Source organism: Bradyrhizobium sp. SPXBL-02, from assembly GCF_051853065.1.
GTDB lineage: Bacteria > Pseudomonadota > Alphaproteobacteria > Rhizobiales > Xanthobacteraceae > Bradyrhizobium.
In genome coordinates, this window is sequence record NZ_CP182474.1 from 7,758,741 (window position 1) to 7,781,137 (window position 22,397).

Annotated in this window: 23 protein-coding genes and 1 tRNA gene; 11 read left to right on the top strand and 13 right to left on the bottom strand. The window is 64.6% G+C overall.

The genetic code is table 11. The features are described from left to right. Window positions 1-150 precede the first annotated feature (150 nt). The gene (locus ACNJYD_RS36050; protein ID WP_439364788.1) at window positions 151-2,055 is read left to right on the top strand and encodes a sensor domain-containing diguanylate cyclase; all 1,905 of its coding nucleotides are present in this window, start codon (window positions 151-153) and stop codon (window positions 2,053-2,055) included. A gap of 101 nt (window positions 2,056-2,156) precedes the next feature. On the opposite strand, the gene ACNJYD_RS36055 is transcribed toward ACNJYD_RS36050, so the two are convergent. Continuing rightward, complete coding sequence (locus ACNJYD_RS36055) at window positions 2,157-2,609, bottom strand: YncE family protein (RefSeq protein WP_439364789.1); 453 nt, start codon at window positions 2,607-2,609, stop codon at window positions 2,157-2,159. A gap of 147 nt (window positions 2,610-2,756) precedes the next feature. On the opposite strand from ACNJYD_RS36055, the gene ACNJYD_RS36060 reads away from it, so the two are divergent. After that, window positions 2,757-3,788 carry a helix-turn-helix domain-containing protein gene (locus ACNJYD_RS36060; protein WP_439364790.1) on the top strand — a complete coding sequence of 344 codons (1,032 nt, stop codon included), beginning with the start codon at window positions 2,757-2,759 and terminating at the stop codon, window positions 3,786-3,788. A gap of 49 nt (window positions 3,789-3,837) precedes the next feature. After that, a complete protein-coding gene (locus tag ACNJYD_RS36065) occupies window positions 3,838-4,485 on the top strand; it encodes an HAD family hydrolase (protein WP_439364791.1) in 648 nt (215 codons plus the stop codon). Between the two features lie 60 nt (window positions 4,486-4,545). Here ACNJYD_RS36065 and ACNJYD_RS36070 read toward each other — a convergent pair whose 3' ends face one another. From ACNJYD_RS36070 to ACNJYD_RS36095, 6 genes are all read right to left on the bottom strand, one after another. Next, window positions 4,546-5,514 (bottom strand): ABC transporter ATP-binding protein, encoded by a 969-nt coding sequence (locus tag ACNJYD_RS36070; protein WP_439364792.1) that lies wholly within the window; start codon window positions 5,512-5,514, stop codon window positions 4,546-4,548. Further along, window positions 5,511-6,506 (bottom strand): ABC transporter ATP-binding protein, encoded by a 996-nt coding sequence (locus tag ACNJYD_RS36075; protein ID WP_172785985.1) that lies wholly within the window; start codon window positions 6,504-6,506, stop codon window positions 5,511-5,513. The genes ACNJYD_RS36070 and ACNJYD_RS36075 overlap by 4 nt, the downstream gene beginning before the upstream one ends. Further along, the gene (locus ACNJYD_RS36080; protein ID WP_172785986.1) at window positions 6,506-7,423 is read right to left on the bottom strand and encodes an ABC transporter permease; all 918 of its coding nucleotides are present in this window, start codon (window positions 7,421-7,423) and stop codon (window positions 6,506-6,508) included. The genes ACNJYD_RS36075 and ACNJYD_RS36080 overlap by 1 nt, the downstream gene beginning before the upstream one ends. Then, a complete protein-coding gene (locus ACNJYD_RS36085) occupies window positions 7,389-8,348 on the bottom strand; it encodes an ABC transporter permease (protein ID WP_172785987.1) in 960 nt (319 codons plus the stop codon). The genes ACNJYD_RS36080 and ACNJYD_RS36085 overlap by 35 nt, the downstream gene beginning before the upstream one ends. A gap of 26 nt (window positions 8,349-8,374) precedes the next feature. Then, the gene (locus tag ACNJYD_RS36090; protein ID WP_172785988.1) at window positions 8,375-10,165 is read right to left on the bottom strand and encodes a peptide ABC transporter substrate-binding protein; all 1,791 of its coding nucleotides are present in this window, start codon (window positions 10,163-10,165) and stop codon (window positions 8,375-8,377) included. Between the two features lie 258 nt (window positions 10,166-10,423). Then, complete coding sequence (locus ACNJYD_RS36095) at window positions 10,424-11,842, bottom strand: M20 family metallopeptidase (protein WP_439364793.1); 1,419 nt, start codon at window positions 11,840-11,842, stop codon at window positions 10,424-10,426. A gap of 282 nt (window positions 11,843-12,124) precedes the next feature. Between ACNJYD_RS36095 and ACNJYD_RS36100 the strand changes: the two genes are divergently transcribed. From ACNJYD_RS36100 to ACNJYD_RS36110, 3 genes are all read left to right on the top strand, one after another. Next, a complete protein-coding gene (locus ACNJYD_RS36100) occupies window positions 12,125-13,096 on the top strand; it encodes a S1C family serine protease (protein WP_439364794.1) in 972 nt (323 codons plus the stop codon). 26 nt (window positions 13,097-13,122) lie between these two features. Next, entirely contained in the window at window positions 13,123-14,193 is a 1,071-nt protein-coding gene (locus tag ACNJYD_RS36105; RefSeq protein ID WP_439364795.1) for a phospholipase, read from the top strand. 81 nt (window positions 14,194-14,274) lie between these two features. Further along, window positions 14,275-14,481 (top strand): hypothetical protein, encoded by a 207-nt coding sequence (locus ACNJYD_RS36110; protein ID WP_172785992.1) that lies wholly within the window; start codon window positions 14,275-14,277, stop codon window positions 14,479-14,481. Between the two features lie 81 nt (window positions 14,482-14,562). Here the strand turns inward: ACNJYD_RS36110 and ACNJYD_RS36115 are convergent, their stop codons facing one another. The 3 genes from ACNJYD_RS36115 to ACNJYD_RS36125 form a co-directional block, all read right to left on the bottom strand. Next, window positions 14,563-15,222 carry a DsbA family protein gene (locus ACNJYD_RS36115; protein ID WP_439364796.1) on the bottom strand — a complete coding sequence of 220 codons (660 nt, stop codon included), beginning with the start codon at window positions 15,220-15,222 and terminating at the stop codon, window positions 14,563-14,565. Between the two features lie 113 nt (window positions 15,223-15,335). Next, a complete protein-coding gene (locus tag ACNJYD_RS36120) occupies window positions 15,336-15,785 on the bottom strand; it encodes a PaaI family thioesterase (protein WP_172785994.1) in 450 nt (149 codons plus the stop codon). Between the two features lie 3 nt (window positions 15,786-15,788). Further along, on the bottom strand, window positions 15,789-16,217 hold the full coding sequence (locus tag ACNJYD_RS36125) for an acyl-CoA thioesterase (RefSeq protein WP_172785995.1): 429 nt from the start codon (window positions 16,215-16,217) through the stop codon (window positions 15,789-15,791). 107 nt (window positions 16,218-16,324) lie between these two features. Between ACNJYD_RS36125 and ACNJYD_RS36130 the strand changes: the two genes are divergently transcribed. Continuing rightward, window positions 16,325-16,873: a TetR/AcrR family transcriptional regulator gene (locus ACNJYD_RS36130; protein WP_212256262.1), complete on the top strand. Its 549-nt coding sequence runs from the start codon at window positions 16,325-16,327 to the stop codon at window positions 16,871-16,873. Between the two features lie 123 nt (window positions 16,874-16,996). Here the strand turns inward: ACNJYD_RS36130 and ACNJYD_RS36135 are convergent, their stop codons facing one another. Beyond that, the gene (locus ACNJYD_RS36135) at window positions 16,997-17,479 is read right to left on the bottom strand and encodes a hypothetical protein (RefSeq protein ID WP_439364797.1); all 483 of its coding nucleotides are present in this window, start codon (window positions 17,477-17,479) and stop codon (window positions 16,997-16,999) included. 200 nt (window positions 17,480-17,679) lie between these two features. Between ACNJYD_RS36135 and ACNJYD_RS36140 the strand changes: the two genes are divergently transcribed. Further along, on the top strand, window positions 17,680-17,970 hold the full coding sequence (locus ACNJYD_RS36140) for a PsiF family protein (RefSeq protein ID WP_172785998.1): 291 nt from the start codon (window positions 17,680-17,682) through the stop codon (window positions 17,968-17,970). A 100-nt stretch (window positions 17,971-18,070) separates the two neighbouring features. Continuing rightward, the gene (locus tag ACNJYD_RS36145) at window positions 18,071-19,156 is read left to right on the top strand and encodes an AbrB family transcriptional regulator (protein ID WP_172785999.1); all 1,086 of its coding nucleotides are present in this window, start codon (window positions 18,071-18,073) and stop codon (window positions 19,154-19,156) included. A gap of 3 nt (window positions 19,157-19,159) precedes the next feature. Here the strand turns inward: ACNJYD_RS36145 and ACNJYD_RS36150 are convergent, their stop codons facing one another. After that, entirely contained in the window at window positions 19,160-19,699 is a 540-nt protein-coding gene (locus tag ACNJYD_RS36150) for a disulfide bond formation protein B (RefSeq protein ID WP_439364798.1), read from the bottom strand. Window positions 19,700-19,853: 154 nt separating this feature from the next. Between ACNJYD_RS36150 and ACNJYD_RS36155 the strand changes: the two genes are divergently transcribed. Beyond that, window positions 19,854-19,938 (top strand) — tRNA-Leu (locus ACNJYD_RS36155). Between the two features lie 339 nt (window positions 19,939-20,277). After that, window positions 20,278-21,174 (top strand): LysR family transcriptional regulator, encoded by an 897-nt coding sequence (locus ACNJYD_RS36160; protein ID WP_212256254.1) that lies wholly within the window; start codon window positions 20,278-20,280, stop codon window positions 21,172-21,174. An 11-nt stretch (window positions 21,175-21,185) separates the two neighbouring features. On the opposite strand, the gene ACNJYD_RS36165 is transcribed toward ACNJYD_RS36160, so the two are convergent. Next, window positions 21,186-22,265, bottom strand: coding sequence for an isocitrate/isopropylmalate dehydrogenase family protein (locus ACNJYD_RS36165; RefSeq protein ID WP_439364799.1), 1,080 nt, complete (start codon window positions 22,263-22,265; stop codon window positions 21,186-21,188). Between the last annotated feature and the right edge of the window lie 132 nt (window positions 22,266-22,397).

The window sequence follows — 22,397 nt, forward strand, 5'->3', positions numbered from 1 at the left end:
TGGAGCGAGGTTAACATCCGCTGACGCGAATGAACCAAGATATATCGATGGTTCCCCCGGTCCAGTACAGACCCCGCACAATCATCGCGGATATTGCAATAGGCCGTTAAGGCGAAAGTGAGAGGTTTGCTCCGATTTGGAGCAAGCCTGATGGTCACGAGCCGCGAACTCGGCAAGACGCGCCTTCCGCTCTGGGCGGCCGGATTCGTCGTGCTGATTTGCGTGACCATCCTCGGCCTGAGTGCCTGGCGCGAATGGGAGGCGCGCAACGCCGATCTGAGGAACGCCGAGATCGACGTGGCGAACGTTGCTCATTCGCTGATCCAGCATGCGGACGACACGTTCGAGCTTGCCGATACGATTCTGGTCGGGCTGGTCCACCGGCTCGAACTCGACGGGACGGGTCCGGACACGATTACGAAGCTCCAGGCCTATCTGCCGACCCGCAAATCATCGGACCGCATCCGCGGCATCTTCGTCTATGATGCGACCGGCCGCTGGCTCGCCACGACGGAGCGCCTCGACTTTTCCAAGCTCAACAACAACGACCGCGAATATTTCCAGCGCCATCGCGATTCTCCCGAGACGGGCACGCTGATCGGGCGGCCTATCAAGAGCCGCTCCGGCGGCCAGTGGATCATCACTGCATCCCGCCGGATCAACGATTCCGACGGCGGCTTCGCCGGCGTTGCCCTGCTCACGATCGACGTCAGCTATTTCGTCAAGTTCTACGAGCGGTTCGACATCGGGTCGAACGGCTCGGCATCTCTGCTCAACGGCAGCGGCATCATGCTGGCGCGCAGTCGCGACGAGAGCGGCGCCTTCGTCGGACGCGACCTGTCCGATGCGCCCTTGTTCAAAAGCTGGAAGAGCCGCCCCGCCGCGGCGGTTTATTATTTCAAATCGCCGCTCGATGGCGTGGCGCGGCTGAGCTATTACCAGCGCAGCAGCCGCTATCCGCTGATGGTGCTGGCGAGCAAGTCGCAGGACGACGTACTCGCCCCCTGGCGGCGCGCAGCAGCAACACGCATGAGCTTCGTTCTCGGACTCGTGCTCTTGATCGCGGTGATCGGCTACTATCTCGTCCGTCAGCTACTACAGCGGCAGCGCACGGCACAGGCCCTGGTCGCCAAGGAAGCCAATTTCCGCCTACTGGCCGAACAATCCAGCGACATGGTAACCCGCATCGGGCTCGATAACCGGCTGCTCTACGTCTCTCCCTCCTGCGCGCGCATCACCGGCCGGTCGGCCGAAGAACTGCTGGGCACCTCGGCCCTCGCCGGCATTCACGCGGACGACATGGAACGGGTTGAGCAGGCCATCGCCGCGCTGAAGAAAGGCGAGGCGGAGGAAGCGCGGTTCGTCTATCGGCAGCGTCATCGCGACAGGGGCGAGATCTGGGCCGAGGCGGCGCTACATGTGACCGTGGCGTCCGACAGCGGCGTGGTCGACGGCGTCGTCGCAGTCGTGCGCGACATGACCGAGCAGAAGGATCTTCAGGACAGGCTCGCCTCGCTGGCAACCACCGACGGTCTCACCGGCCTCGCCAACCGCCGCGCCTTCGACGACCGCCTTGCCGACGAATGGGCGCGGGCTCGCCGCGACGGAACGCAGCTCTCGCTGCTGCTGATCGATGTCGATCATTTCAAGAAATTCAACGACCTCTACGGGCATCTGGCGGGCGACGCCTGCTTGCGCGCGCTGGCCCGGATTCTATCCGCCCAGGCCAGGCGTCCAGCCGACTTCGCGGCGCGCTATGGCGGCGAGGAATTCGCCGTGCTGCTGCCGAACACCGGCCCCGAAGGCTGCGCCGAGGTTGGAGAAGCGATTCGCCAGGCGTTGCACGATCTCGCCATGCTGCATGCGCAAAATCCGCCTTCCCGGCTCGTGACTGCGAGCGTCGGCGGCGCCGCGGCTCTTCCGTCCCAGACTGCGATGGATTCTAGCACGCTGGTCGCCGCCGCCGACCGTGCGCTCTACGCCGCCAAGGAGAGCGGCCGAGACCGGCTGGTGATGTCGGGCCAGGTGATCCCATGGCCCGCGAAAACCGCGTGAGCTGCACGGCCGGATTTGCCGCTCGCGATCCGGCAGGATATGACCGTAGGCAACGGCTCGATACTTGGCCGGTCCGAGAGATTCTGCTGTGACCGATGCGATCAAGCTCGTCCTTGTTCGACATGGACAACGTCCTGTGCGACTACGGACAGGGTCACGTTTGCCGTGACCGTGTTCGTCAGAGCATTGATGACCACGAGTTGGCTGGACTGCGTCGTGACGTAGATCCGCGACCCGTCCGGGCTGGCCGCAGCACTCAAGGGGGCTCCTGAGACCGAAACCGTCGTCACCACCGATTGCGACGCTGCATCGATCACCGTGACGCTGCCACTGCCTTGATTGGCCACATAGATCCGGCTTCCGTCCGAAGATATCGTGATGCCGGAGGGGGCGCTTCCGACCCCGACCGTGCCGATGACGGTCTTCGACGCGGCGTCGATGATCGAGATGTTTGAAGAGTTCTCGTTGGCGACATAGACCCGGGTCCTTGCCCAACGTCTCAGCGCGAGGCAAAATCCACGTAAATCTCGTAATAGTTGCACAATGTCATTCACTCCCTCTACCTCGCCTCGCTTGCACACCGATTTCCGAATGGCTACATCCAGACGCGACATTGGCTTGCCGCCGATCTCGGGAATTCAGTTGCGTGCGGTTCTTCCGCGTCGTGAGGGGATGTGGACGACACAGCGTTGAACGTGAGCATGGCGGCAGACATTCCCGGGCGCGGCCCGGAGGCGCTCGCGCGGTTGCGCGCGATGACGATCGACATCTGCGAGGTCATTCCGCATACCGCGGAGGACGATTTTCATGTCACCACCGTGACGATGATGACTCGCAACGCGTTGCTGATCGACACGCGTGCCACCGACCAGGATTATGACCGCTCGGCCGCACACGTCGCCCGCGGCGTCATGGATCATTTTCAGATCACCCTCTGCCTTGAGGGCGAGATGAAGTTCGGCTCGGGCCGGCGCGAGGTCACGCTGCGGCCCGGCGACATCGTCCTCATCGACATGGCGCAACCGAACCGGACCGCGCTGCGCGCCGCGGGCGGCCGCACCCGCCTGATGTCGATCGTCCTGCAACGCGCGATGCTGGCACCGCGGCTCGCCCATCCGGATGCGGCGACGGCAACTCTGCTGCCCTCGGACCATCCTCATGCCCGCCTGCTCGCCAGCCACTACGCCGCGCTCGCCTTGCGCTCCGGGCCCGGGACAGACACCGCGACCGGCCATGCCGAGGCCACGGTCGAGGCGATCGCCGACCTCGTCGCGGCCGCAGCCGGCGGGACGGCTGAAATCGTCGCGGGCCTCGAGCGCGCCGAGCGCCATCTTTACATCACGCTGATCAAGCGCCACATCGCGAACAATCTCGAAACCGATGCGCTCACCGCGGAAGAGCTCTGCCGCCATTTCCAGATCTCGCGCGCGACCCTCTACCGGCTGTTCGAGGCCGAGGGCGGACTTGCCCATTATGTGCGGGAGCAGCGGCTCAATCTCGCGTTTCGGCGGTTGATATCGCCGTCCGCGCAGGACGGCCGCCTGATCGAGCTCGCCGTCGACATGCGCTTCAGCAGCGATTCCACCTTCATTCGCGCATTCCGCCGCAAGTTCGGCCTGACGCCGGGCGAACTCAGGGAGTTGGCCGACGCCTGGCTGCGTGAGACCGGAGCGGTGCCGGCCGTCGACACGGTGCTGCATCAACTCGCACGGCGGCGCGGATCGCGGCCGTAGCGGGATTTGTCGCCCGCGTTCCGGCGGGATATGAGTGCACTCACGGCCGATGTTCGGCCAATCCGCGAGTGCCGCCGTGACTGACGTCATCAAGCTCGTCCTGTTCGACATGGACAACGTCCTATGCGATTACGACAGGGGTAAGCGCGTCGCATGTCTCGCCGAGCTTGCGGGGACGACCAGCGAAGCCGTCCACGCGGCAATCTGGGACAGTGGCTTTGAAGCGCTCGGCGATTCCGGCGCGCTCGAGGCCGCGGACTATCTGCGGGGCTTCGGTGAGCGCATTGGCTATCCGTTGTCGCTCGACGAGTGGGTCGAGGCGCGGCGCCGCTCAATGGAGGCGGATCGCGCGATGCTGGAGATTGCTGGGAGCTTGCGGCAAACCGTCGATATTGCGGTCCTGACCAACAATACCACGCTGGTCGCCGACCACATCGACACGCTGCTGCCGGACCTGCGTCCACTGTTCGGCTCGCGGATCTATGCCTCGGCCCAATTCAAGACGGCCAAGCCGGACCCGCGCTGCTATCGCCTCTGCCTTTCGGATCTCGACGTGAGGCCGGAAGCCGTCCTGTTCGTCGACGACCTCGCGGCCAACGTCGCCGGCGCGCGAAAGGCGGGCCTTTTCGCGCATCATCACACGTCCGTGGAGGCTTTCAGGCAGGCTCTTTCGGAACATGGACTGCTTCATGGATGAACAAGCGTAGGGTGCGGAAGCGCGCGCAAGCGCTAATGGCCGCCCTGCGGATTCATGGCACTACGCCAGATGGCACGCCACGAAGTGCCCGCCCGCGCCCTCCCTCAACACCGGCGCGCTTTCCGCGCAGCGCGGCTGGGCGATCGGGCAGCGGGTGTGGAAGTGACAGCCGGAGGGCGGCTTCATCGGGCTCGGCACGTCGCCCTTGAGGCGGATGCGCTCGCGCTTCAGCTTGGGATCGGGCACCGGCACCGCCGACAGCAGCGCTCTGGTGTAGGGATGCTGCGGGTTGCGGTAGAGATCGCTGGCCTTGGCGAGCTCGACGATGCGGCCGAGATACATCACCGCGACGCGGTCGGAGATGTGCTCGACCACCGAGAGGTCGTGCGCGACGAAGAGATAGGTCAGGTTCAGTTCGGCCTGGAGGTCCTCCAGGAGGTTGATCACCTGCGCCTGGATCGACACGTCGAGCGCGGAGACCGGCTCGTCGCAGACGATCAGCTTCGGTTCCACCGCAAGCGCACGGGCGATCACGATGCGCTGGCGCTGGCCGCCGGAGAATTCGTGCGGATAGCGGCGCATGTGCTCGGCCTTGAGCCCGACCTTGACCAGAAGGCCCGCAACGCGCTCCTCGCGCTCTTTCGGGGAGGAGGCAAGATTGTGGATGGTGAAGGCCTCGCCGAGAATGGCGCCGACCGTCATGCGCGGATTGAGCGAGGCGAACGGATCCTGAAACACCAGCTGCATGTTCCGCCGCATGGCGCGCAGATCGTTGCCGCCGAGCTTGCGCACGTCCTGGCCGTCGAAGACGACCTCGCCGTCGGTCGGCTCGATCAGGCGCAGCACGCAGCGCCCGGTCGTCGACTTGCCGCAACCGGATTCGCCGACGAGACCGAGCGTCTCGCCGCGGTTGACCGAGAACGACACGCCGTCGACCGCATAGACAGTGCCGACCTGGCGCGACAGCAGGCCGCCGAGCACAGGAAAATGTTTCTTCAGGCCGCTGACGCGGAGCAAGGGCTCGCTCATGACGCGGCTCCCAGGTTCGGATCGCCGAGATGACAGGCCATGCGGTGACCGGGCGCGATCTCGCGCAGCAGCGGCTCCTTCTCGGTGCAGACATTCATGGCGAACTTGCAGCGCGGCGCGAAGCGGCAGCCGACCGGCGGGTTGATCAGGATCGGCACCGAGCCGCCGATCGCCTCGAGCCGCGTCTTGTGCTCGCTGTCGAGATCGATGCGCGGGATCGAGCGGATCAGGCCTTGCGTATAGGGGTGACGGGGATCGCCGAAGAGATCGTCGACGGGCGCCTCCTCCACCACCTTGCCGGCATACATCACGACGACCCGCTGCGCGGTCTCGGCGACGACGCCCATGGCATGGGTGATCAGCATCACCGCCATGCCGAAGCGGTCCTTCATGTCCTGCAACAGGTCGAGGATCTGTGCCTGGATGGTGACGTCGAGCGCGGTGGTGGGCTCGTCGGCGATGATCAGCTTCGGCTTGCAGGCGAGCGCCATCGCGATCATCACGCGCTGGCGCATGCCGCCGGAGAACTGATGCGGATAATTGTGCACGCGGCCTTCGGCATTGGGGATCTGCACCAGCTTCAGCATCTCGATGGTGCGCTCGAGCGCCTGCTTCTTGGTCACCGCTTCGTGCCGCCGCAGGCTCTCGGCGATCTGCTCGCCGATCGTGAGCACCGGGTTGAGCGAGGTCATCGGCTCCTGGAAGATGAAGCCGATCTCCTTGGCGCGGATCTCGTCGAGCTGATTGCTGGTCAGCGGCACGAGATCGCGCCCCTCGAAGATGATCTGGCCTGCCGCGATCCGCCCCGGCGGCATCGCGATCAGCTTCAGGATCGACATCGCGGTCACGGTCTTGCCGCAGCCGGATTCGCCGACGACGCAAAGCGTCTCGCCCTTGTTGATGGAGATGTCGACCCCGTCGACGGCCTGGAGGATGCCGTCGTCGGTGGAGAAGTGGGTTTTCAGGCCCTTGATCTCGAGCAGCGGCGCCATCAGATCACCCGTCGCGCATCGAGCGCGTCGCGCAGACCATCACCCATGAAGTTGATGGCCACCACCGCGATGAAGATCGCGCCGCCCGGGAACAGCGCCCAGTGCGGGCCGATGTCGAGAAAATCCTTGGCATCAAACAGCAGCCGGCCCCAGGTCGGGGTATCCGGCGGGAAGCCGAGGCCGAGGAAGGACAGCGTCGATTCCGCGATGATCGCGGCGGCGACGTCGATGGTGCCGGCGATGATCACCGGCCCGACTGCATTGGGCAGGATGTGCCGCACCACCTGCCGCACCGGGCTGGCGCCGAGCGCGCGCGCGGCTTCGACGAATTCCTTCTCGCGGAGCGACAGGAACTGGGCACGCACCAGCCGCGCCACCGGCATCCAGCGCAGGCCTCCGATCACGAGCACGATCAGGATGAAGATGCCGCCTTCGGGCCCGAACACCTGCTTCAGCCCGTCGCGGAACAGATAGATCAGCAGCAGGAGCAGCGGCAATTGCGGCAGCGACAGGAACAGATCGGTGAGCCACATCAGCCCGTGCCCGAGCGCGCCGCGCGACATGCCGGCGAGCGCGCCGATCAGCGTGCCAATGATGACGGCGACCAGCATCGCGGCGAGCCCGACCGCGAGCGAGATGCGGCCGCCATAGATCATGCGCGCCAGGATGTCCTGGCCAAGATCGTCGGTGCCGAAGGGATGAGCGAGCGACGGACCCTGCAGGCCCGCGACGATGTCGATCTCGTTGATCTTCACGCGCCACACGAACGGCCCAAGCAAGACGGCGAGCACCAGGATGAGGAGCAGGACAGCGCTGACCACCGCGAGCCGGTGGCGGCTGTAGCGTCGCCATGCTTCGCGCCAGGGCGAATAGGCGCGCCGCTCAGCGGAGGGAGATGCGAGGGTCAAGCCAGCCATAAAGGACGTCCGCGATGAGATTGAACAGCACGACCAGGCACGCGAAGACGAAGGTCACGGCCATCACCACCGGCGTGTCGTTGGAAAGGATGGAGGAGATCAGCAGCGAGCCGATGCCGGGAATGCGGAAGATCTGCTCGGTGACGATGGCGCCGCCGAACACCGCGGGCATCTGCAACGCGATCAACGTCACCACGGGGATCATGGCGTTGCGCATCACGTGCTTGACGATCACCGTGGCCTGGCCGAGGCCCTTGGCCCGCGCCGTGGTGACGTAGTCGAGCCGAATGACGTCGAGCATCGCCGAGCGCACGAAGCGCGTCATCGACGCCGCCTGGAACAGGCCGAGCACCGCCACCGGCATGATCGCCTGACGGATCATCTCAAGCACCCAGCGGATGCCGGTCGCCTTGATGTCGGTGGTGTAGACGAAAGGCAGCCAGTCCAGCGTGACCGAGAAGATCAGGATGAACAGGATGCCGGTGAAGAAGGTCGGCAGCGAGAAACCGACGAAGGCGAGCGTATTCGCGATCTGGTCGAACAGCGAATACGGCCTGGTCGCGGCGTAGACGCCGACCGGAATCGCGATCAGCAGCGCCAGGATCTGCGCCGAGCCGATCACATAGAGTGTGGCCGGCAGGCGCTGCAGAATCAGCGTGTCGACGTTCATCCGGCTGACGAAGGAGAAGCCCCAGTCGCCGTGCAGCATGGCGTTGAGCCAGTGCAGGTACCGGAGGTAGATCGGATCGTCGAGACCAAACTTGGCCCGAAGCGCCGCCTGCACTTCGGGCGGCACGTTCGGATTGGTGGCCAGTTCGGAGAACGGATCGCCGGGGGCGAGCGCGAGCACGACGAACAGCACCAGCGAAATCGCCAGCAGGCTCGGAACGGCAATCAGGAGGCGACGCAGGACATACTGACTCATAGGGAAGAATCCCGTTTAGCCTGCGCTCATGCCTCCCGGTACCAGTCCTGGATGTTGTCGGTCCGATTGGCCCAGCCCGAGAGCGCCGGCCGCAACGTGTTGGAGCAGGCATCCACCAGCAGACGATGCATTACCGGAATGAACACGGTGTCCTGCCACAACAGGTCGTTGCACTTGATGTAGAGCGCGGCGCGCTTGACCGGATCGGTCTCGGTCTCGGCCGCAGCGATGGCGTCATCATACTCCTTGTTGACATAGCGCGGGAAGTTCTGCCCCTGCCATTTGTTCTCCTTGGTGGCCACATTGGCGGAGATGTAGCGGCGCATGTGCAGGGCCGGATCCGGCTGCGTCATTGGGATCTGGAACTCCTCGATGTCGGCATAGAACTTGGGGTAGGTGTCCGGGTTGGCGACGTCGGACGAGAAAAAGACCGAGGCAACCACCGATTTCAGTTCCACGTCGATGCCGGCCTTCTGGCAGGCCTGCTTGACGATGGCCTGGGTCTTCTGGCGCGGACCGTTGGTCGAGGTCTGGTACAGAAGCTTGAATTTCTTGCCGTCTTTCTCGCGGATGCCGTCGGCGCCGACCTTCCAGCCGGCGTCATCGAGCATCTTCGACGCCTTCTCGACGTTGAACTCCCACGAGGTGTTCTTGGAGACGAACTTCTCGGGACCGTTGAGGTAGTTGGCCGTGGTGCGTCCGGCCCGGCCGTAGATCGCTTTCTTGACGGACTCGCGGTCCACGAGCAGGGCGAGTGCCTTGCGCACGTTCGGATCCGACAGGATCGGGTGCTTGGTCTTGATCGAGGATCGCTCGCCGTCGATCTCGACGTTGGGGTCGGTGAAATTGATGGCGATGAACTCGATGTCGCCGCCGGTGGCATAGACGGTCTTGCCCTTGCCGCCCTTCTCCAGACGCAGCAGCACGTCGTCTTCGACCTGCATGTTCCAGGCGAAATCGAATTCGCCGGTCTGGATCACCGCGCGCGCCGCCGAGACGGCATCGCCGCCGCCCTTCATCTCGATGGTGTCGAAATGCGGACGATTGGGCATGTGATAGTCGGGATTGAGCTCGCCACGGACCACATCGCCCGGCTTGAACTCGACGAATTTATAGGGACCGGTGCCCACCGGGGACAGATTGTTCGGCGCCTCGCGGGACTTCGAGCCCTTGTAGTCGGCAAACAGATGCTTCGGGATAACGCATCCATAAGCGCCGACGAACGCGTTGGCCCAGAACGGCGTCGGGGTCTTGAACAGGATGCGAATCGAAAGATCGCTGACCTTCTCGACCGTGATGTCACCATAGGTGCTGATGCTGACGGCAGCCGTGGCAGGATCGCTGGCGTATTGCCAGGTGAACACGAAGTCGTCGGCAGTCAGCGGTTTGCCATCGTGCCATTTGACTCCCGGCTTGATTTTCCAGACCACCGACTTGGCATCGGCGGCGAGACCGCCGTTTGCAACCGAGGGAATCTCTGCAGCGAGGATGGGGTTGAGATTGCCGTCGGCGTCCCAGCTCGCGAGCGGTTCGTAGAAAACCCGCGATCCGTCCTGGTCCTTGGTGCCGGTGGCGAAATGCGGATTGAGTAGCGTCGGCCCCTGCCACCACAGCACCTTGAGAGGGCCGCCGCCCCCGCGCTTGGTCGGCTTGTAGACCGCGGGGCTCTGCGCCATGGCAACGCCGCCGAGCGCGAGGAGCTGGTTGGCCAGGGGAGCGGTGAGACCGACCGCGGCGAGGCGCTTGACGAAGGCGCGGCGGTCCATCCGTCCGTCCTTCACCTGACCGATCATCGAACGCAGCTCTTTGTCCAGCATGGTTGTCCCCCGTCTGGTTCCGGCATGGATGCAGGCGGCCGCTCGCGACCGCCGGGTTTGGCTGGCGGTAGATGGCACACCGAATGGGGTGCACGTCAACTGGGACCGTGTGTATGCAAACGGTCTTCTGGCTGTCCGTTGGGCAAAATTGCGCTCAGCAGCCCATCCGTTTGGCAATCCAGCAGCAAAATCTGCTGGATTGCGCGCTGCACTGCGGAAAATTTGTTCGCTGGATCAGACGAAGTATCGAGGCCGATTCTACGCCACGGACATGTCGAGCGGCGGCGCGACCTGATCCGGCAACGGACAGACGTAAGGTGTCCTGGCCGTCCGCTTCTGGAGATCGGTCTTGGCGGCCTTGATCAGCTCCGGTTCCGTCAGCGCCTTGATGCCGAGACCGGCCATGGCCTTGGCCGCCTGCACCATGGCCTTGTGCGCGTGCGGGCTCTTGCCCTGCGCCACCACCTGCCAGGTGTGGAAGGGCGTGCCGATTGCAACCGTCGGTGCGTGCACCTGCACCGTCGGCACCACCCAGCTCACGTCGCCGACATCGGTCGAGCCGACGAGCGGGTTGCGCTTGGCATCGAGCGGCACCAGGAAGTCGGCCAGCGGCCGATCGGTCGGCTCCATGCCGATCGCGTAATAGACGGACGCGATGTCCTTGTCGCTCAAGGTCGCACGGATCTGGCCAGCAAAGCTCTTGTCCGCATCGTCGAAATGCGGCGGTCCGAGCTCTTCCATGACCTGGTGCAGCGCCTGCTCCAGCGGCCCGTTCGGCAGGATGTTGGAGACCGCGGAGATGATCTTCATCTCGACCTTGGTCTCGGTCATCAACGCCGCGCCTTGCGCGATCTTCGACACGCGCTCGACCAGCTCGTTCATGCCGGGAAGATCGCGCGCGCGGATCGAATAGCGCACGCGCGCATGGGCCTGCACCACGTTGGGCGCGATGCCGCCGGTGTCGAGCAGCGCGTAGTGCACGCGCGCGTCGCTCGGCATGTGCTCGCGCATGTAGTTGACGCCGACATTCATCAATTCCACCGCATCGAGCGCCGAACGGCCGAGATGTGGCGAGGCCGCCGCATGCGAGGTGCGGCCGGTGAAGGTGAAATCGGCGCGCGTATTCGCGAGCGACGGCGTCACCGCCACTTCCCAGAAACTGTGAGGGTGCCAGGTGATGGCGATGTCGGCGTCTTCGAACGCGCCGGAGCGCACCATGAAGGCCTTGGCGGCGCCGCCTTCTTCCGCAGGGCAGCCGTAATAGCGCACGCGGCCGGGCACCTTGTTCTCCGCCAGCCAGTCCTTTACCGCCGTCGCGGCGAGCAGCGCGGCGGAACCGAGCAGGTTGTGACCGCAGCCATGGCCATGGCCGCCGGTCTCGATCGGACGATGCTCGGCAACACCCGCCTCCTGGCTGAGGCCCGGCAGCGCATCGTACTCGCCCATGAAGGCGATGACCGGACCGCCCTCGCCCCACTCGCCGATCAGCGCCGTCGGGATGCCGGCGACGTTCTCGGTGATGCGGAATCCCTGATGGCGCAGCTCGGCGAGATGCTCGGCGGCGGACCGCGCCTCGGTGTAGCAGACCTCAGGCATGCCCCAGACCCTGTCGCTGAGGTCGACGAAACGTTCCTTGATCGTATCGATGCCACGCCAGATGTCGCTGCGGTTGTCCATGCTTGTCGTCCGTGATCCCTTGGTCCAACGAAGCGGCAATGGTTAGCAGCTTCACTGCACGGCGCCTAGCACCGCGCCGGACAGCAGCCATGCGGCGGCGGCCGGATGACATGACGACCCGTGCAAGAGGTGTTTCCAGGCCTTTCGAAAATTTCACGCAGCGTTCTCCCGAATAGTTGGGAACGAGGCTTTCAAGACCGCCTGCTCCGGCCTAAATTAGGCGTGCTTCGCGCGTCGCTCCGCCAGACTTGCCGGAGCGATGCCCTCAGCCAGGAGAACTCGATGAGCACCCTGACCGAATGGAGAGTGCCGCCGGCGAACCAGCCGCGGGCGAGCGACTACGGTTTCGATCTCGACCGCGCGCTCGGCTCCGTCGTCGGCCTGCACGCCATCATCCCCCCGGACGCGTTCAGTGCCGAGACGCTGGGCACCGAACGCGCCGGCAACGGCGTCGTGATCGACGACGGCCTGGTTCTCACGATAGGCTATCTCATCACCGAGGCAGATTCAGTCTGGCTGCACCGCGCCGATGGGCGCGTGGTGGAGGGCCATGCGCTCGGCTTCGATTCCGAGACCGGGTTCGGGCTGGTGCAGGCGCTCGGCCAGCTCGACATTGCGCCGCTGCCGCTCGGCTCGTCGGCGGCGACGCGGATCGGCGACCGCGTCGTGGTCGGCGGCGCCGGCGGACGCACGCGCTCGGTCGCGAGCCAGGTCGTGGCGAAACAGGAATTCGCCGGTTACTGGGAATATCTGCTGGATGAGGCCATCTTCACCTCTCCCGCACATCCGAACTGGGGCGGCACGGCACTGCTCAACGAACGCGGCGAGCTGATCGGCATCGGCTCGCTCCAGCTCGAGCGCGAACGTGACGGCAAGGCCGAGCACGTCAACATGATCGTGCCGATCGACCTCCTGAAGCCGGTCCTGGAGGACTTGCGCAAATTCGGCCGCGTCAACAAGCCGGCACGGCCCTGGCTCGGGCTGTACTCGACCGAGATCGACAACCGCGTGGTGGTGATCGGGATCTCCGCCAACGGCCCGGCCGCTCGCGCCGAGCTGAAGACCGGCGACGTCATCCTCGCCGTCAACGGCGACAAGGTGACGAGCCAGACCGCCTTCTACAAAAAAATGTGGGCGCTCGGCGCCGCCGGCGTCGACGTGCCGCTCACCGTTCATCATGAAGGCGTCACCTTCGACGTCACGGTGACGTCGACCGATCGCTTCAAGCTCTTGAAGGCGCCGAAGCTGCACTGATCCCAAGGGCTTTGAGGAAGCGGGCGATGACCGAGGCCGTGGTGGACGACATCGTGGCCGTGCTGCCGCCGCTGCTCAACGCGCTGGAAGCACTCGGCTTCTTCCAACGGCATCTGCATCCGCCAGCTTTCGCCTCGGTGATGGATGCGATCGGCACGCCGGACGAGGCGCTGCAGACGGCGCACGCCGCAATCGGGGATTGGCCGGAGCAGTTCGCTGGCCTGCGCGAGCGGCTCGATCGCGCCTGCGGCGAGACGCTCGCTGCCTTTGCCGGCATTCGTGAAGTCGAGCGGGGCCATGGCGATCTCGTCGCGGTGTTCCGCGCCCTGCGCCATGTCCCGCGCGCGCAGGAGGCGCTTTATCCGCTGGCGGTTAAGTTTCCGCCCGTGAGCGGCTTCTTCCTCAACGCCGCCAATCGCGACAATGCGGATTTGTTGTCGAATCTCGAAGCCGGCGCGAGCGAAGATACCGGCATCTTCCACGACCACAACGAGCCCGGCAGTCGCGGCGGCTTCTCGGTCTATGTCCCCGAATATTACACGCCCAAGTGTGCCATGCCGCTGGTGATGGCGCTGCATGGCGGCAGCGGCAACGGCCGCGGCTTTCTGTGGAGCTGGCTCCGCGACGCCCGCAGTCTTGGCGCGATCCTGGTGGCGCCGACTGCGACCGGGCCCACCTGGGCGCTGATGGGCGACGACACCGACACGCCGAACCTCATGCGCATCCTCGAGGCGGTGCGCAGCCGCTGGAGCATCACCCCCTCGCGCATGTTACTAACTGGCATGAGCGATGGCGGCACCTTCTGCTACGTCACCGGCCTCGACGGCGCCTCGCCCTTCACGCATCTCGCGCCTGTTGCGGCGACCTTCCATCCGCTGATGGCGGAAATGGCCGACGCAACGCGCCTGCAAGGCCTGCCGGTCTTCATCACTCACGGCAAGCTCGACTGGATGTTTCCGGTGCAGACCGCACGGCAGACGCAGGCGGCACTCTCCGCCGGCGGTGCCGACGTCATCTATCGCGAGGTCGACGACCTCAGCCACACCTATCCGCGCGAGATCAATGCGGAGCTGATGGAGTGGCTGAATGCAGAATGAACAATCTCTCCTTAGATGCGCCGCATGGTCGCGGAACCATCACTCCGGGCCGACGTTATTGCCCGTCACCGGAGGTTCGCCATGCAGACTTTTTTTGGAATGATCCTGGGCGCGCTGCTGCTTGCGTGCGGCGTCTACATCTATGATTCCATGCAGACGTCGTCGGTCGCCAAGGGTGAGGTCGCGACGACCAACCGTACCATCGTGAACTGGGACGTCGCCAAGGCCGATTGGGATGCGCTGCGCGATCGCGCGCACAAGGACTGGGTCCGCATCTCGTCGAAGTAATTTCGTCCGATCGACATGAACAAGGCGCCGTCGCGAACTCCGCGACGGCGCCTTTCTGTTGCGTCCTGAAATATCGGCGGCTCAGTTCATCTTGGCCTTGCGGGCGTCGGCGATGACCTGCTCGAACTCGGTCATGCTGAGCGCGCCGGGCACGCGATACTTGCCGACGATGAAGGACGGGGTGCCATGGAAGCCGAAAGCTTCAGCCTGCTCGTTGTTGCGCTTGAGGATGGCGTCGATGTCCTTGGCGTGCCCGGTGAGATCGCGCTTCAACCGGTCCATGTCGACCCCGGCGGCCGCCAGCAGCTCGTTGATGCGCGGCTCGGTCAGGCGCGAGCTGACGCCGATCATGGCGTCATGGGCCTGGTGATACTTGCCCTGGAATTTGGCCGCCAGCGCGCTCCGCGCCGCGGTGACCGAAACCGGCCCGAGGATCGGCCAGTCCTTCATCACCAGCCGCACCTTGCCGTCGTCCTGGACCACCTGGCGCAGCTCGGGCTCGAGCTTGCGGCAATAGGGACAATTGTAGTCGGACCATTCGACGATGGTGATGTTGCCGTCGGGATTGCCTGCGACGGGCGTGTCGGGATCGCGCAGCACCTTGGCTTCGGTCAGCACCTCGTCATCGCCGGCCGCCGCGCGCGCCGGGACGATGCCACCCACCGCGAGAGCACCCGCTCCGATCAGCGTCAAGGCTGCGCGCCGCGTCGGCGCAAGGCCACTCTTCCCAAATCCGGTCATATCTCGTCCCGTTCCGGCCCCATCTTGCGGATATATGCCCGCGGACCGGCCATTGTTACGGGTCATATAGAATGGCGCGGGCGGGATTGCCACGCGAATCGCACCCGGTCCAGCTAAGCCGCCGCGCGAGGCAGCATCGCCATCAACGTCCCGCTCATCGTGGCGATCAGCGTGGTCTTGCCGTCATGTTCGGCGTAGGCCTTTGCCTCGCAGAAGGTCAGCGTGCGGCCGGGCTTGACCACTTCGGCCTTGAAGACGAAGCGCTCGCCGCGGGCGGGCGCGAGCAGCGTGGTCTTGAATTCGACGGTGAGGATACCGGCCTCCGGCGGCATCAGGCTGAAGGCCGCAACGCCGCAGGCATTGTCGAGCCCGGCCGTGATGATGCCGGCATGGATGAAACCGTTCTGCTGTGTGAGGGCCGGTGCATGCAGCATCGCCAGCTCGACCTCGCCCGGTGCGAGGCGGACGATCACGATGCCGAGCGTGCGCATGGCCGGCTGGCCATCGAACATGGCGATGGCCGCCGCGCGGTAGCCCGGGTTTTTCGGCTCGAAGGCTGTCATGGCTCACACCTCGGCAGGTTCCGCAAGATGCCTCGAGGCCGCTTCGCGAATGGCATCGGCGAACGGCGCGGACTTCCGCAATTGGCGGTCCATGTGCACGCCGGTGATCTCGCATGTCGCGGCGAGCTCGCCAGTCTCGGCATTCGTCATGTCGTGCCGGAAGCGGATCGACTTGTCCCTGATCTCGAGCAGATGGCTGCGGATCTCGACGATGTCGCCGGCGAGCAGCTCGCGCTTGTAGGCGATGTTCTGCTGCACCGCGGCCATGCCGCGGCCGGAGGAGCGCAAATAGCTCGGCGTCAGGCCAATGCGAGCGAACAGATTCCAGTTGGCCTCGTCGAACTTGCCGACATACCACATGATGTTCATGTGCCCGACATGGTCGCATTGCCATGGATAGACCGTGCCGCGATAGGTTGCCTCCTGCTCCATCGCAATTCCTCCCGCAATTTCGCCCTTGATCGTTGATACGGTAGCGTATCAAACCCGTGTCGCGTTAGCAATACGGCACCGTATCAAGTCCGGGTGAGGCTTCCTTCATGAGCGACGGCAAGGGCGATGTCTGGGTCGAGGCTGGATTTGCCGAGCTCGCCCGTGCGGGGGTGGAGGGCGTACGGGTCGAGGTGCTCGCCAAGAACCTCGGCGTCACCAAGGGCGGGTTCTACCGGCGCTTCGCCGATCGCGCCGCGCTGCTCGAGGCCATGCTGGAAGCCTGGCGCAAGGGCCGCATTGCCGCGATCGCGCAGCAGACAAGCCTTGACGGGCAAGCGCCGCGCGAACGGCTGAAGGCGGTGATCCAACTCTATTCCGAGCGGCTCAATCCGGAAGGCATGGCGATCGAGCTTGCGATCCGGCAATGGGCCCGCTCGGACGAGAACGCCGCGGCAGCGGTGGCGAGCGTCGATGCGGCGCGGCTCAAGCACGTCGGCGACCTCTATCGCGCCAACGGCCTTGCGACCGAGGAGGCCGACGCGCAGGCCTTCCTGTTCTACTGCTTCATCTTCGGCCAGAGCCTGTTGTTCGTCGAGAGCGGTCCGCGCAAGCGGTCGCAGCTCGTGGCGAAATCGGCCGAGAAGCTGCTCGACTGAGCCAGATCCGGACCCGAAGGGCCGCGTAAGCGTCAAGGGTGCAGCGGTTTTCCGAAAAGATCGTGCGCCAAAATACAGGCGAAAAGGCCGGAGCGTTGCTCCGGCCTTCGTAGCATTCGAAGCTCAGGCGGCCCCCTTCAGCTTCTTGGTGCATTCGCTGTAATAGCCGCCGCCCTTCTGGATCCACTTCAGGCCGCCGTTGCCGTTGGTGGTCTTGTTGGCATTGTACTGGTCGACGCAGGTGTGCAGGCGCGCCTTGCCGGCGGGCTCCTTGGCATATTTCGGATCGACCGCGTTCGGGTAGATCGCAGGTCCCGCCGGCAGGGCCGGCGCCGCGGCGGGCGCCGCCTCCTTCTTGGCCTGCTTCGGCTCCGCGGGAGCCGTGGGCGCTGCCGCGGTCGGCGCAGCGGCGGGCGTCGCATCGGCACCGCATTGGGCCTTGCGGAAGTCATTCCACTTCATGGTGCCGAGCGAGCCGTCCTTCTTGGCGGCCTGGTACTTCGCGCTACACTCCTGCGCGGTCAATGCCTGCGCCGGCGCGCTCGCCAGCAATGCCGCGACACCCGACGCTGCGATCGCACACAACAATTTCGTCTGAATGGTCATCCTTCGGTCTCCTGCTTGGTCTTCCCTGACGGAAGTGAATTGAGGATTGCTATCCTAGCGTGCCGGCCGCTTGCGACAAGGATGCGATGAGTTGCGCCGGCAAAATATAGTGATCCCGCCGCTTCACTCATTCATGTCGCGTTCAGCAACACGAGCCGACGTTTCAGCCCTTCGCAATTCTCGCAAGCAGAGTGCACCACATGACCTTCACGTCCCGCCTCGCCGCCGTCGCGCTCGCCTCCCTGCTCCTCACCGGCACCGCCTTCGCGCAGACCACCGCACCGGCCGCCAAGACCGACACTGCCGCCACTGTCCCCGACAAAAAGGCAACGAAGGAGCGATCGGCGGAATCGCTGGAATGCTCGAAGCAAGCGGACGCCAAGGGATTGAAGGGGAAGGAGCGCAAGAAATTCCGTCGCGAATGCAAAAAGGAGGCGAAGGCCGGCAGCGCAGCCGCCGCTCCCGCAGCTCCCGCCGCCGACAAGAAATAAGCCCGTCACGCTTCCTTCCGAGCATCCGCGGAAGGCGTCGCGCATTGCGGCATGACGAGCCTGCAATTGTGCGGCTCGGGCGGATTTGCGATAAGATGGCGTGAAGCAAATCACCGCCTCCCTGTCGTTCGAATGGCCGAGCCGTGCCAAGATCCTGAGCACGGTGGAGACGCTCGTCATCGGCACCGCCGGCGGCCTCGCGTTTCTGCTCGCCGGCCTGCCCGGCGGGCTGATCTCCGGCTCGATGATCGCGGTCGGGATCGCCGCAATCGCCGGCCGCCAGCTGAGCCTGCCGCCGATCCTGACCCAGACCGTGCTGGTGCTGCTCGGCATCTCGCTGGGCTCGGTCGTCTCGCGCCATTTGCTTCAGCAGGTCAGCGCCTATCCTCTCACGATCGGCCTGCTGGCGCTCGCCACCTTCTGCTCCACGTTCGGCTCCAGCTATTACCTCCAGCGCATCCATGGCTGGGACCGCACCTCGGCTTTCCTGGCCGGCAGCCCCGGCGCGCTGTCGCAGATCACGATCCTGGCGGTCGAGCGCGGCGCCGACCTGCCGGGCATTGCGGTGGTGCAAACCATGCGCGTCATCATCCTGACCGCCGCGCTGCCGATGGTGCTGGCGATTGCAGGCGTCGCGCCCTCGGCTGCGCCGTCGCTGGCAACGACCATCGCCTCGCCGCTCGATCTCCTCGAGCTGGCCGCCGCGTCGCTGGCGGCAGCGCTCGTGTTGCGGCTGATCAGGTTTCCCGCAAGCTGGATGTTCGGCGCGATGATCGCCTCCAGCGTGCTGCATGGTGCCGGATGGGTCGAGGGCGGCCTGCCGGATTGGGTGCGCGGCGTGGCGCTGATCGGGATCGGCGCACTGATCGGCAGCCGTTTCGCGCGGATGCGGATCAAGACGCTCGCCGGCCACCTCAGCGCGGCCCTGGGCTCGTTTGCCGTGGCCATCGCCGTCTCCGCCATCTTCGTCGGCATCGTGGCGCTCACCACCCAGGTGAAATTCTCCGACGTCATCGTCGCCTTCGCGCCCGGCGCGATGGATGCGATGCTGGCGCTGGCCTTGACGCTGCACATCGACCCGATCTTCGTCGGCGCCCATCACCTGTCGCGTTTCGTTTTCGTGACGATCGCAACGCCGGGCATCGTGCACCTGTTCGGGCGCACGCAGGACGACGTGGACGATTGAGCTTTAGCGCTTCGCCGTCCGCACCAATCCCCACGCGGCGATCGCGGCCATCAAGAGCGAGATCAGCACGTTGTAGCCGGCGAGCGAGAGGCCGAGGAAGCGCCACTGCACCTCGTCGCAGCGCACCACCTTCACGGTGTCGAGCTTCGACAAGAGATCGGCGGCGCTGCCGAGATTGACGACGGGCCCGGAGCAGTCGGTCGGCCCCTTCCAGAACCCCCATTCGACCCCGGAATGGTAGGCGCCGAGACCGGCATTGACGAGCATCGCCAGGGCGAGGATCGCGAGCCCCGCCAGCAGCAGCGGCCGCGGCGCGCCGCTCCGCGCCGCCAGCGCCGTGAGCGCACCGAGCGGTATTGCGAGGTAGTAGGCGTAGCGCTGCTCCAGGCACAATGGACAGGGCAGGATCTCCAGGACGACCTGGAAGAACCAGGCGCCCGCAATCGTGGCTACGGCGACCAGCGTGACCATCGCCGAGGCGGTCAGCGCGGGGCTCGTGGCGGCCGGCTTGAACGCAGGTATGGCGGCACTCTCGGTGGTCACGGCAGCCTCTTTGGCATCTCTCGCGCCCCAGCCTCTAGCCCCGGCCCATGCGGCTGTCGAGAACGGCTGACATCACTTTGGCGCGGGTTGACCCCGCCCCGTCCATGGCTATAGTCCGCCGGCTTCGCGACGCCGCCTATGGGGCCGACCGAGGGCCCCTGTGGCGGAACTGGTAGACGCGCTCGACTCAAAATCGAGTTCCGCAAGGAGTGCTGGTTCGATTCCGGCCAGGGGCACCACGATAAAACACTAATAATAACTATGCCTTAAGCCGTCGGTTCGATCCCGGATTTCTCCGGAAAATCTTCGCGATGCATTGAAACCACAAGTAAAAGTTCGCTCCGGCCGTCCGTTTTGTTGGCATTTTTGTCGGTATCGGGCGAACAAACGTTCATGGCGAATTTCGCTATTCCCGACGAGGGAATTGAGCAGATGGCCCCCAGGAACGACGGCTGAACTTTCCACTCGATATACGTACCAATCGCCGCTGGATATTGTGAACAGATCGGTCTTCCGGCGCACGGGGGCTTTGTCCCTCCCCGTCACATGCGCGGAAACGCAGAAGCAGGGCATAGGACTTGTCGAACATCAATCTCAAGCTTCTCCATACCTTCCTGCTTGCAGCTGAGCACGAAAGCTTCCGGAAGGCCGCCGAGGAATCGAACCGGTCTCCTTCTGCGGTCAGCATGCAGATCCGCGACTTGGAGGAGCAGATCGGCGTCCTCCTTTTTCGCAGAACGCCGCAGAAAGTATTGCTGACATCTGAGGGGCGAATTCTGTTCGAGCAGGCAAAGCGCGCCCTCCAGGAAGTTCAGTCCGGGCTGGATTTGCTGAGCGAGTCAGCACAGTCCCGCAGCCGTCACATTCGCATGGCCTGCGTTCCGACGCTCGCGTCCGGATGGCTGCCCAACATCCTGGCGACATTCAAGGTCCGCTATCCGCGGAGCCAGGTCCAGCTCATGGAGCTCTCCACGACGCCTATGCTTGAACTCCTCAAGCGGCAGGATGTCGAGTTCGGTATTGGTCCGCAAGTCCCCGACATGGGGGACTATGAGTTCGAGCCGATGCTTGAGGACCCCCTTTTTGCCTGCGTACCGCCGGTGTTCGACGAGGGGCAAGCAAGCACAGGATTCGCCGATCTGGTGGACAAGCCGGTCATCCTGCTGTCGAAAACGACAGCCGTGCGAGGGTTGATCGACGAGACGCTGGAGACGCTCCACGTCCGGCTCGATGTTCAATTTGAAGTTCAGGCCGCCACGACAGCGGTGGCACTGGCCGCGTCCGGCCTCGGCATCGCGATCGTGCCACGAGTCGCGCTGGTGCAGGCCGGCGTGCAGCGGTTTCGTGTGGTCCCGCTCTCCGATCAAATCAAGCTTCGCCAGATTGGCTTGATTACCACGCGCAGCTCGGTCAGGCGCCCGAACACCGAGCAGCTGATCTCTTTGATCCGCTCAAGTCTTTCCCAGCTGCGCTGACGCCCTCCCGCTCAGAGCAGCTTCAGGAGCGCATCCACGACCTGACTGGTCGTCGCATTGCCGCCGATGTCCCGTGTCCTCAGCGCTGCATCCTCCAACCCGGCGCACACGGCAGCTTCCATCCTGTCGGCACCAAGGCGCAGCCGATCATCGCGATAGCGCCGGTCCAGGCGTCTCAGCATCAGTATCGCAGCCAGGATCGTTCCATAGGGATTGGCGAGCCCCTTTCCTGCTATGTCGGGCGCCGAGCCATGCGAAGCTTGAAAGAAGCCGATTCCATCACCGACTTCTTCCGACGGGGACATGCCCATGCCGCCGACCGTCGCGGCACCGAGATCGGAAATGATGTCGCCGAACATGTTCTCGGTGACGATGACGTCGAAGTGCGATGGCTTGTTGACGAGATGAACGGTCATCGCATCAACAAGGACGTGCTCGGCTTCAATGTCGGGATAGTCCTTGGCCACCTCGTCGAAGACGGAACGGAAGAACGCATATGTGCGCAGGACATTGGCCTTGTCGCAACAGGTGACCCGGCGCCGGCCGTCCTTTGGCGAGCCGTTACGCGATCTGGCGAGGTCGAACGCGAACCGGACGACACGCTCGATACCTTTCCTAGTCTGAATTAGCGTGTCGACTGCGACTTCCTCCCTCAGCAGCGCACCCGCGCCGCGCGCGGCGTAGAGCCCCTCGCTATTCTCCCTGACGATGACGTAATCGATCGACCCCGGATGCCCGAGCGGAGACGGCACGCCCTTGTAGAGCCTAATGGGCCGCACGTTGGCATACAGATCCAACTTGAAGCGAAGTGAGAGCGTGAAATCAAGTCCGGCTTCGGTTCCGTCAGGGTGAACCACACCGGGAATGCCAGCCGCACCATGGAGAATGGCGTCGGCCCCGCGACAGCCCTCGAACGAGGTCGCCGGAAAAGAGTCTCCCGTTTCGAGAAAGTGAGTGGCACCCGCCGGGTATTCCACGAACTGGAGCGTGCCGGTCTGGACACCAGCCTGCAGCACCGCAACCGCCGCACGAGCGACTTCCGGTCCGATGCCATCTCCGTGCACGACCGCAATTTTGTAACTGTCCTTCATGATACTCGCTCGGTTGATTGTAGTGGTCTCGTCTCTTCCCTCGCAGCCACGAATGCGCAAGGTCAGGCATCGGCGCGCCACGTTGGGTGAAGCGTCGATCAGATGTGTATCGTCGCGACTGATCGCGAAGCC

Bases quoted from the DNA above. Each gene is read 5' to 3' on its own strand.
- ACNJYD_RS36050 (WP_439364788.1), top strand. From the start codon at position 151: ATGGTCACGAGCCGCGAACTCGGCAAGACGCGCCTTCCGCTCTGGGCG.
- ACNJYD_RS36060 (WP_439364790.1), top strand. From the start codon at position 2,757: ATGGCGGCAGACATTCCCGGGCGCGGCCCGGAGGCGCTCGCGCGGTTG.
- ACNJYD_RS36065 (WP_439364791.1), top strand. From the start codon at position 3,838: ATGTTCGGCCAATCCGCGAGTGCCGCCGTGACTGACGTCATCAAGCTC.
- ACNJYD_RS36070 (WP_439364792.1), bottom strand. From the start codon at position 5,514: ATGAGCGAGCCCTTGCTCCGCGTCAGCGGCCTGAAGAAACATTTTCCT.
- ACNJYD_RS36075 (WP_172785985.1), bottom strand. From the start codon at position 6,506: ATGGCGCCGCTGCTCGAGATCAAGGGCCTGAAAACCCACTTCTCCACC.
- ACNJYD_RS36080 (WP_172785986.1), bottom strand. From the start codon at position 7,423: ATGGCTGGCTTGACCCTCGCATCTCCCTCCGCTGAGCGGCGCGCCTAT.
- ACNJYD_RS36085 (WP_172785987.1), bottom strand. From the start codon at position 8,348: ATGAGTCAGTATGTCCTGCGTCGCCTCCTGATTGCCGTTCCGAGCCTG.
- ACNJYD_RS36090 (WP_172785988.1), bottom strand. From the start codon at position 10,165: ATGCTGGACAAAGAGCTGCGTTCGATGATCGGTCAGGTGAAGGACGGA.
- ACNJYD_RS36095 (WP_439364793.1), bottom strand. From the start codon at position 11,842: ATGGACAACCGCAGCGACATCTGGCGTGGCATCGATACGATCAAGGAA.
- ACNJYD_RS36100 (WP_439364794.1), top strand. From the start codon at position 12,125: ATGAGCACCCTGACCGAATGGAGAGTGCCGCCGGCGAACCAGCCGCGG.
- ACNJYD_RS36105 (WP_439364795.1), top strand. From the start codon at position 13,123: ATGACCGAGGCCGTGGTGGACGACATCGTGGCCGTGCTGCCGCCGCTG.
- ACNJYD_RS36110 (WP_172785992.1), top strand. From the start codon at position 14,275: ATGCAGACTTTTTTTGGAATGATCCTGGGCGCGCTGCTGCTTGCGTGC.
- ACNJYD_RS36115 (WP_439364796.1), bottom strand. From the start codon at position 15,222: ATGACCGGATTTGGGAAGAGTGGCCTTGCGCCGACGCGGCGCGCAGCC.
- ACNJYD_RS36120 (WP_172785994.1), bottom strand. From the start codon at position 15,785: ATGACAGCCTTCGAGCCGAAAAACCCGGGCTACCGCGCGGCGGCCATC.
- ACNJYD_RS36125 (WP_172785995.1), bottom strand. From the start codon at position 16,217: ATGGAGCAGGAGGCAACCTATCGCGGCACGGTCTATCCATGGCAATGC.
- ACNJYD_RS36130 (WP_212256262.1), top strand. From the start codon at position 16,325: ATGAGCGACGGCAAGGGCGATGTCTGGGTCGAGGCTGGATTTGCCGAG.
- ACNJYD_RS36135 (WP_439364797.1), bottom strand. From the start codon at position 17,479: ATGACCATTCAGACGAAATTGTTGTGTGCGATCGCAGCGTCGGGTGTC.
- ACNJYD_RS36140 (WP_172785998.1), top strand. From the start codon at position 17,680: ATGACCTTCACGTCCCGCCTCGCCGCCGTCGCGCTCGCCTCCCTGCTC.
- ACNJYD_RS36165 (WP_439364799.1), bottom strand. From the start codon at position 22,265: ATGAAGGACAGTTACAAAATTGCGGTCGTGCACGGAGATGGCATCGGA.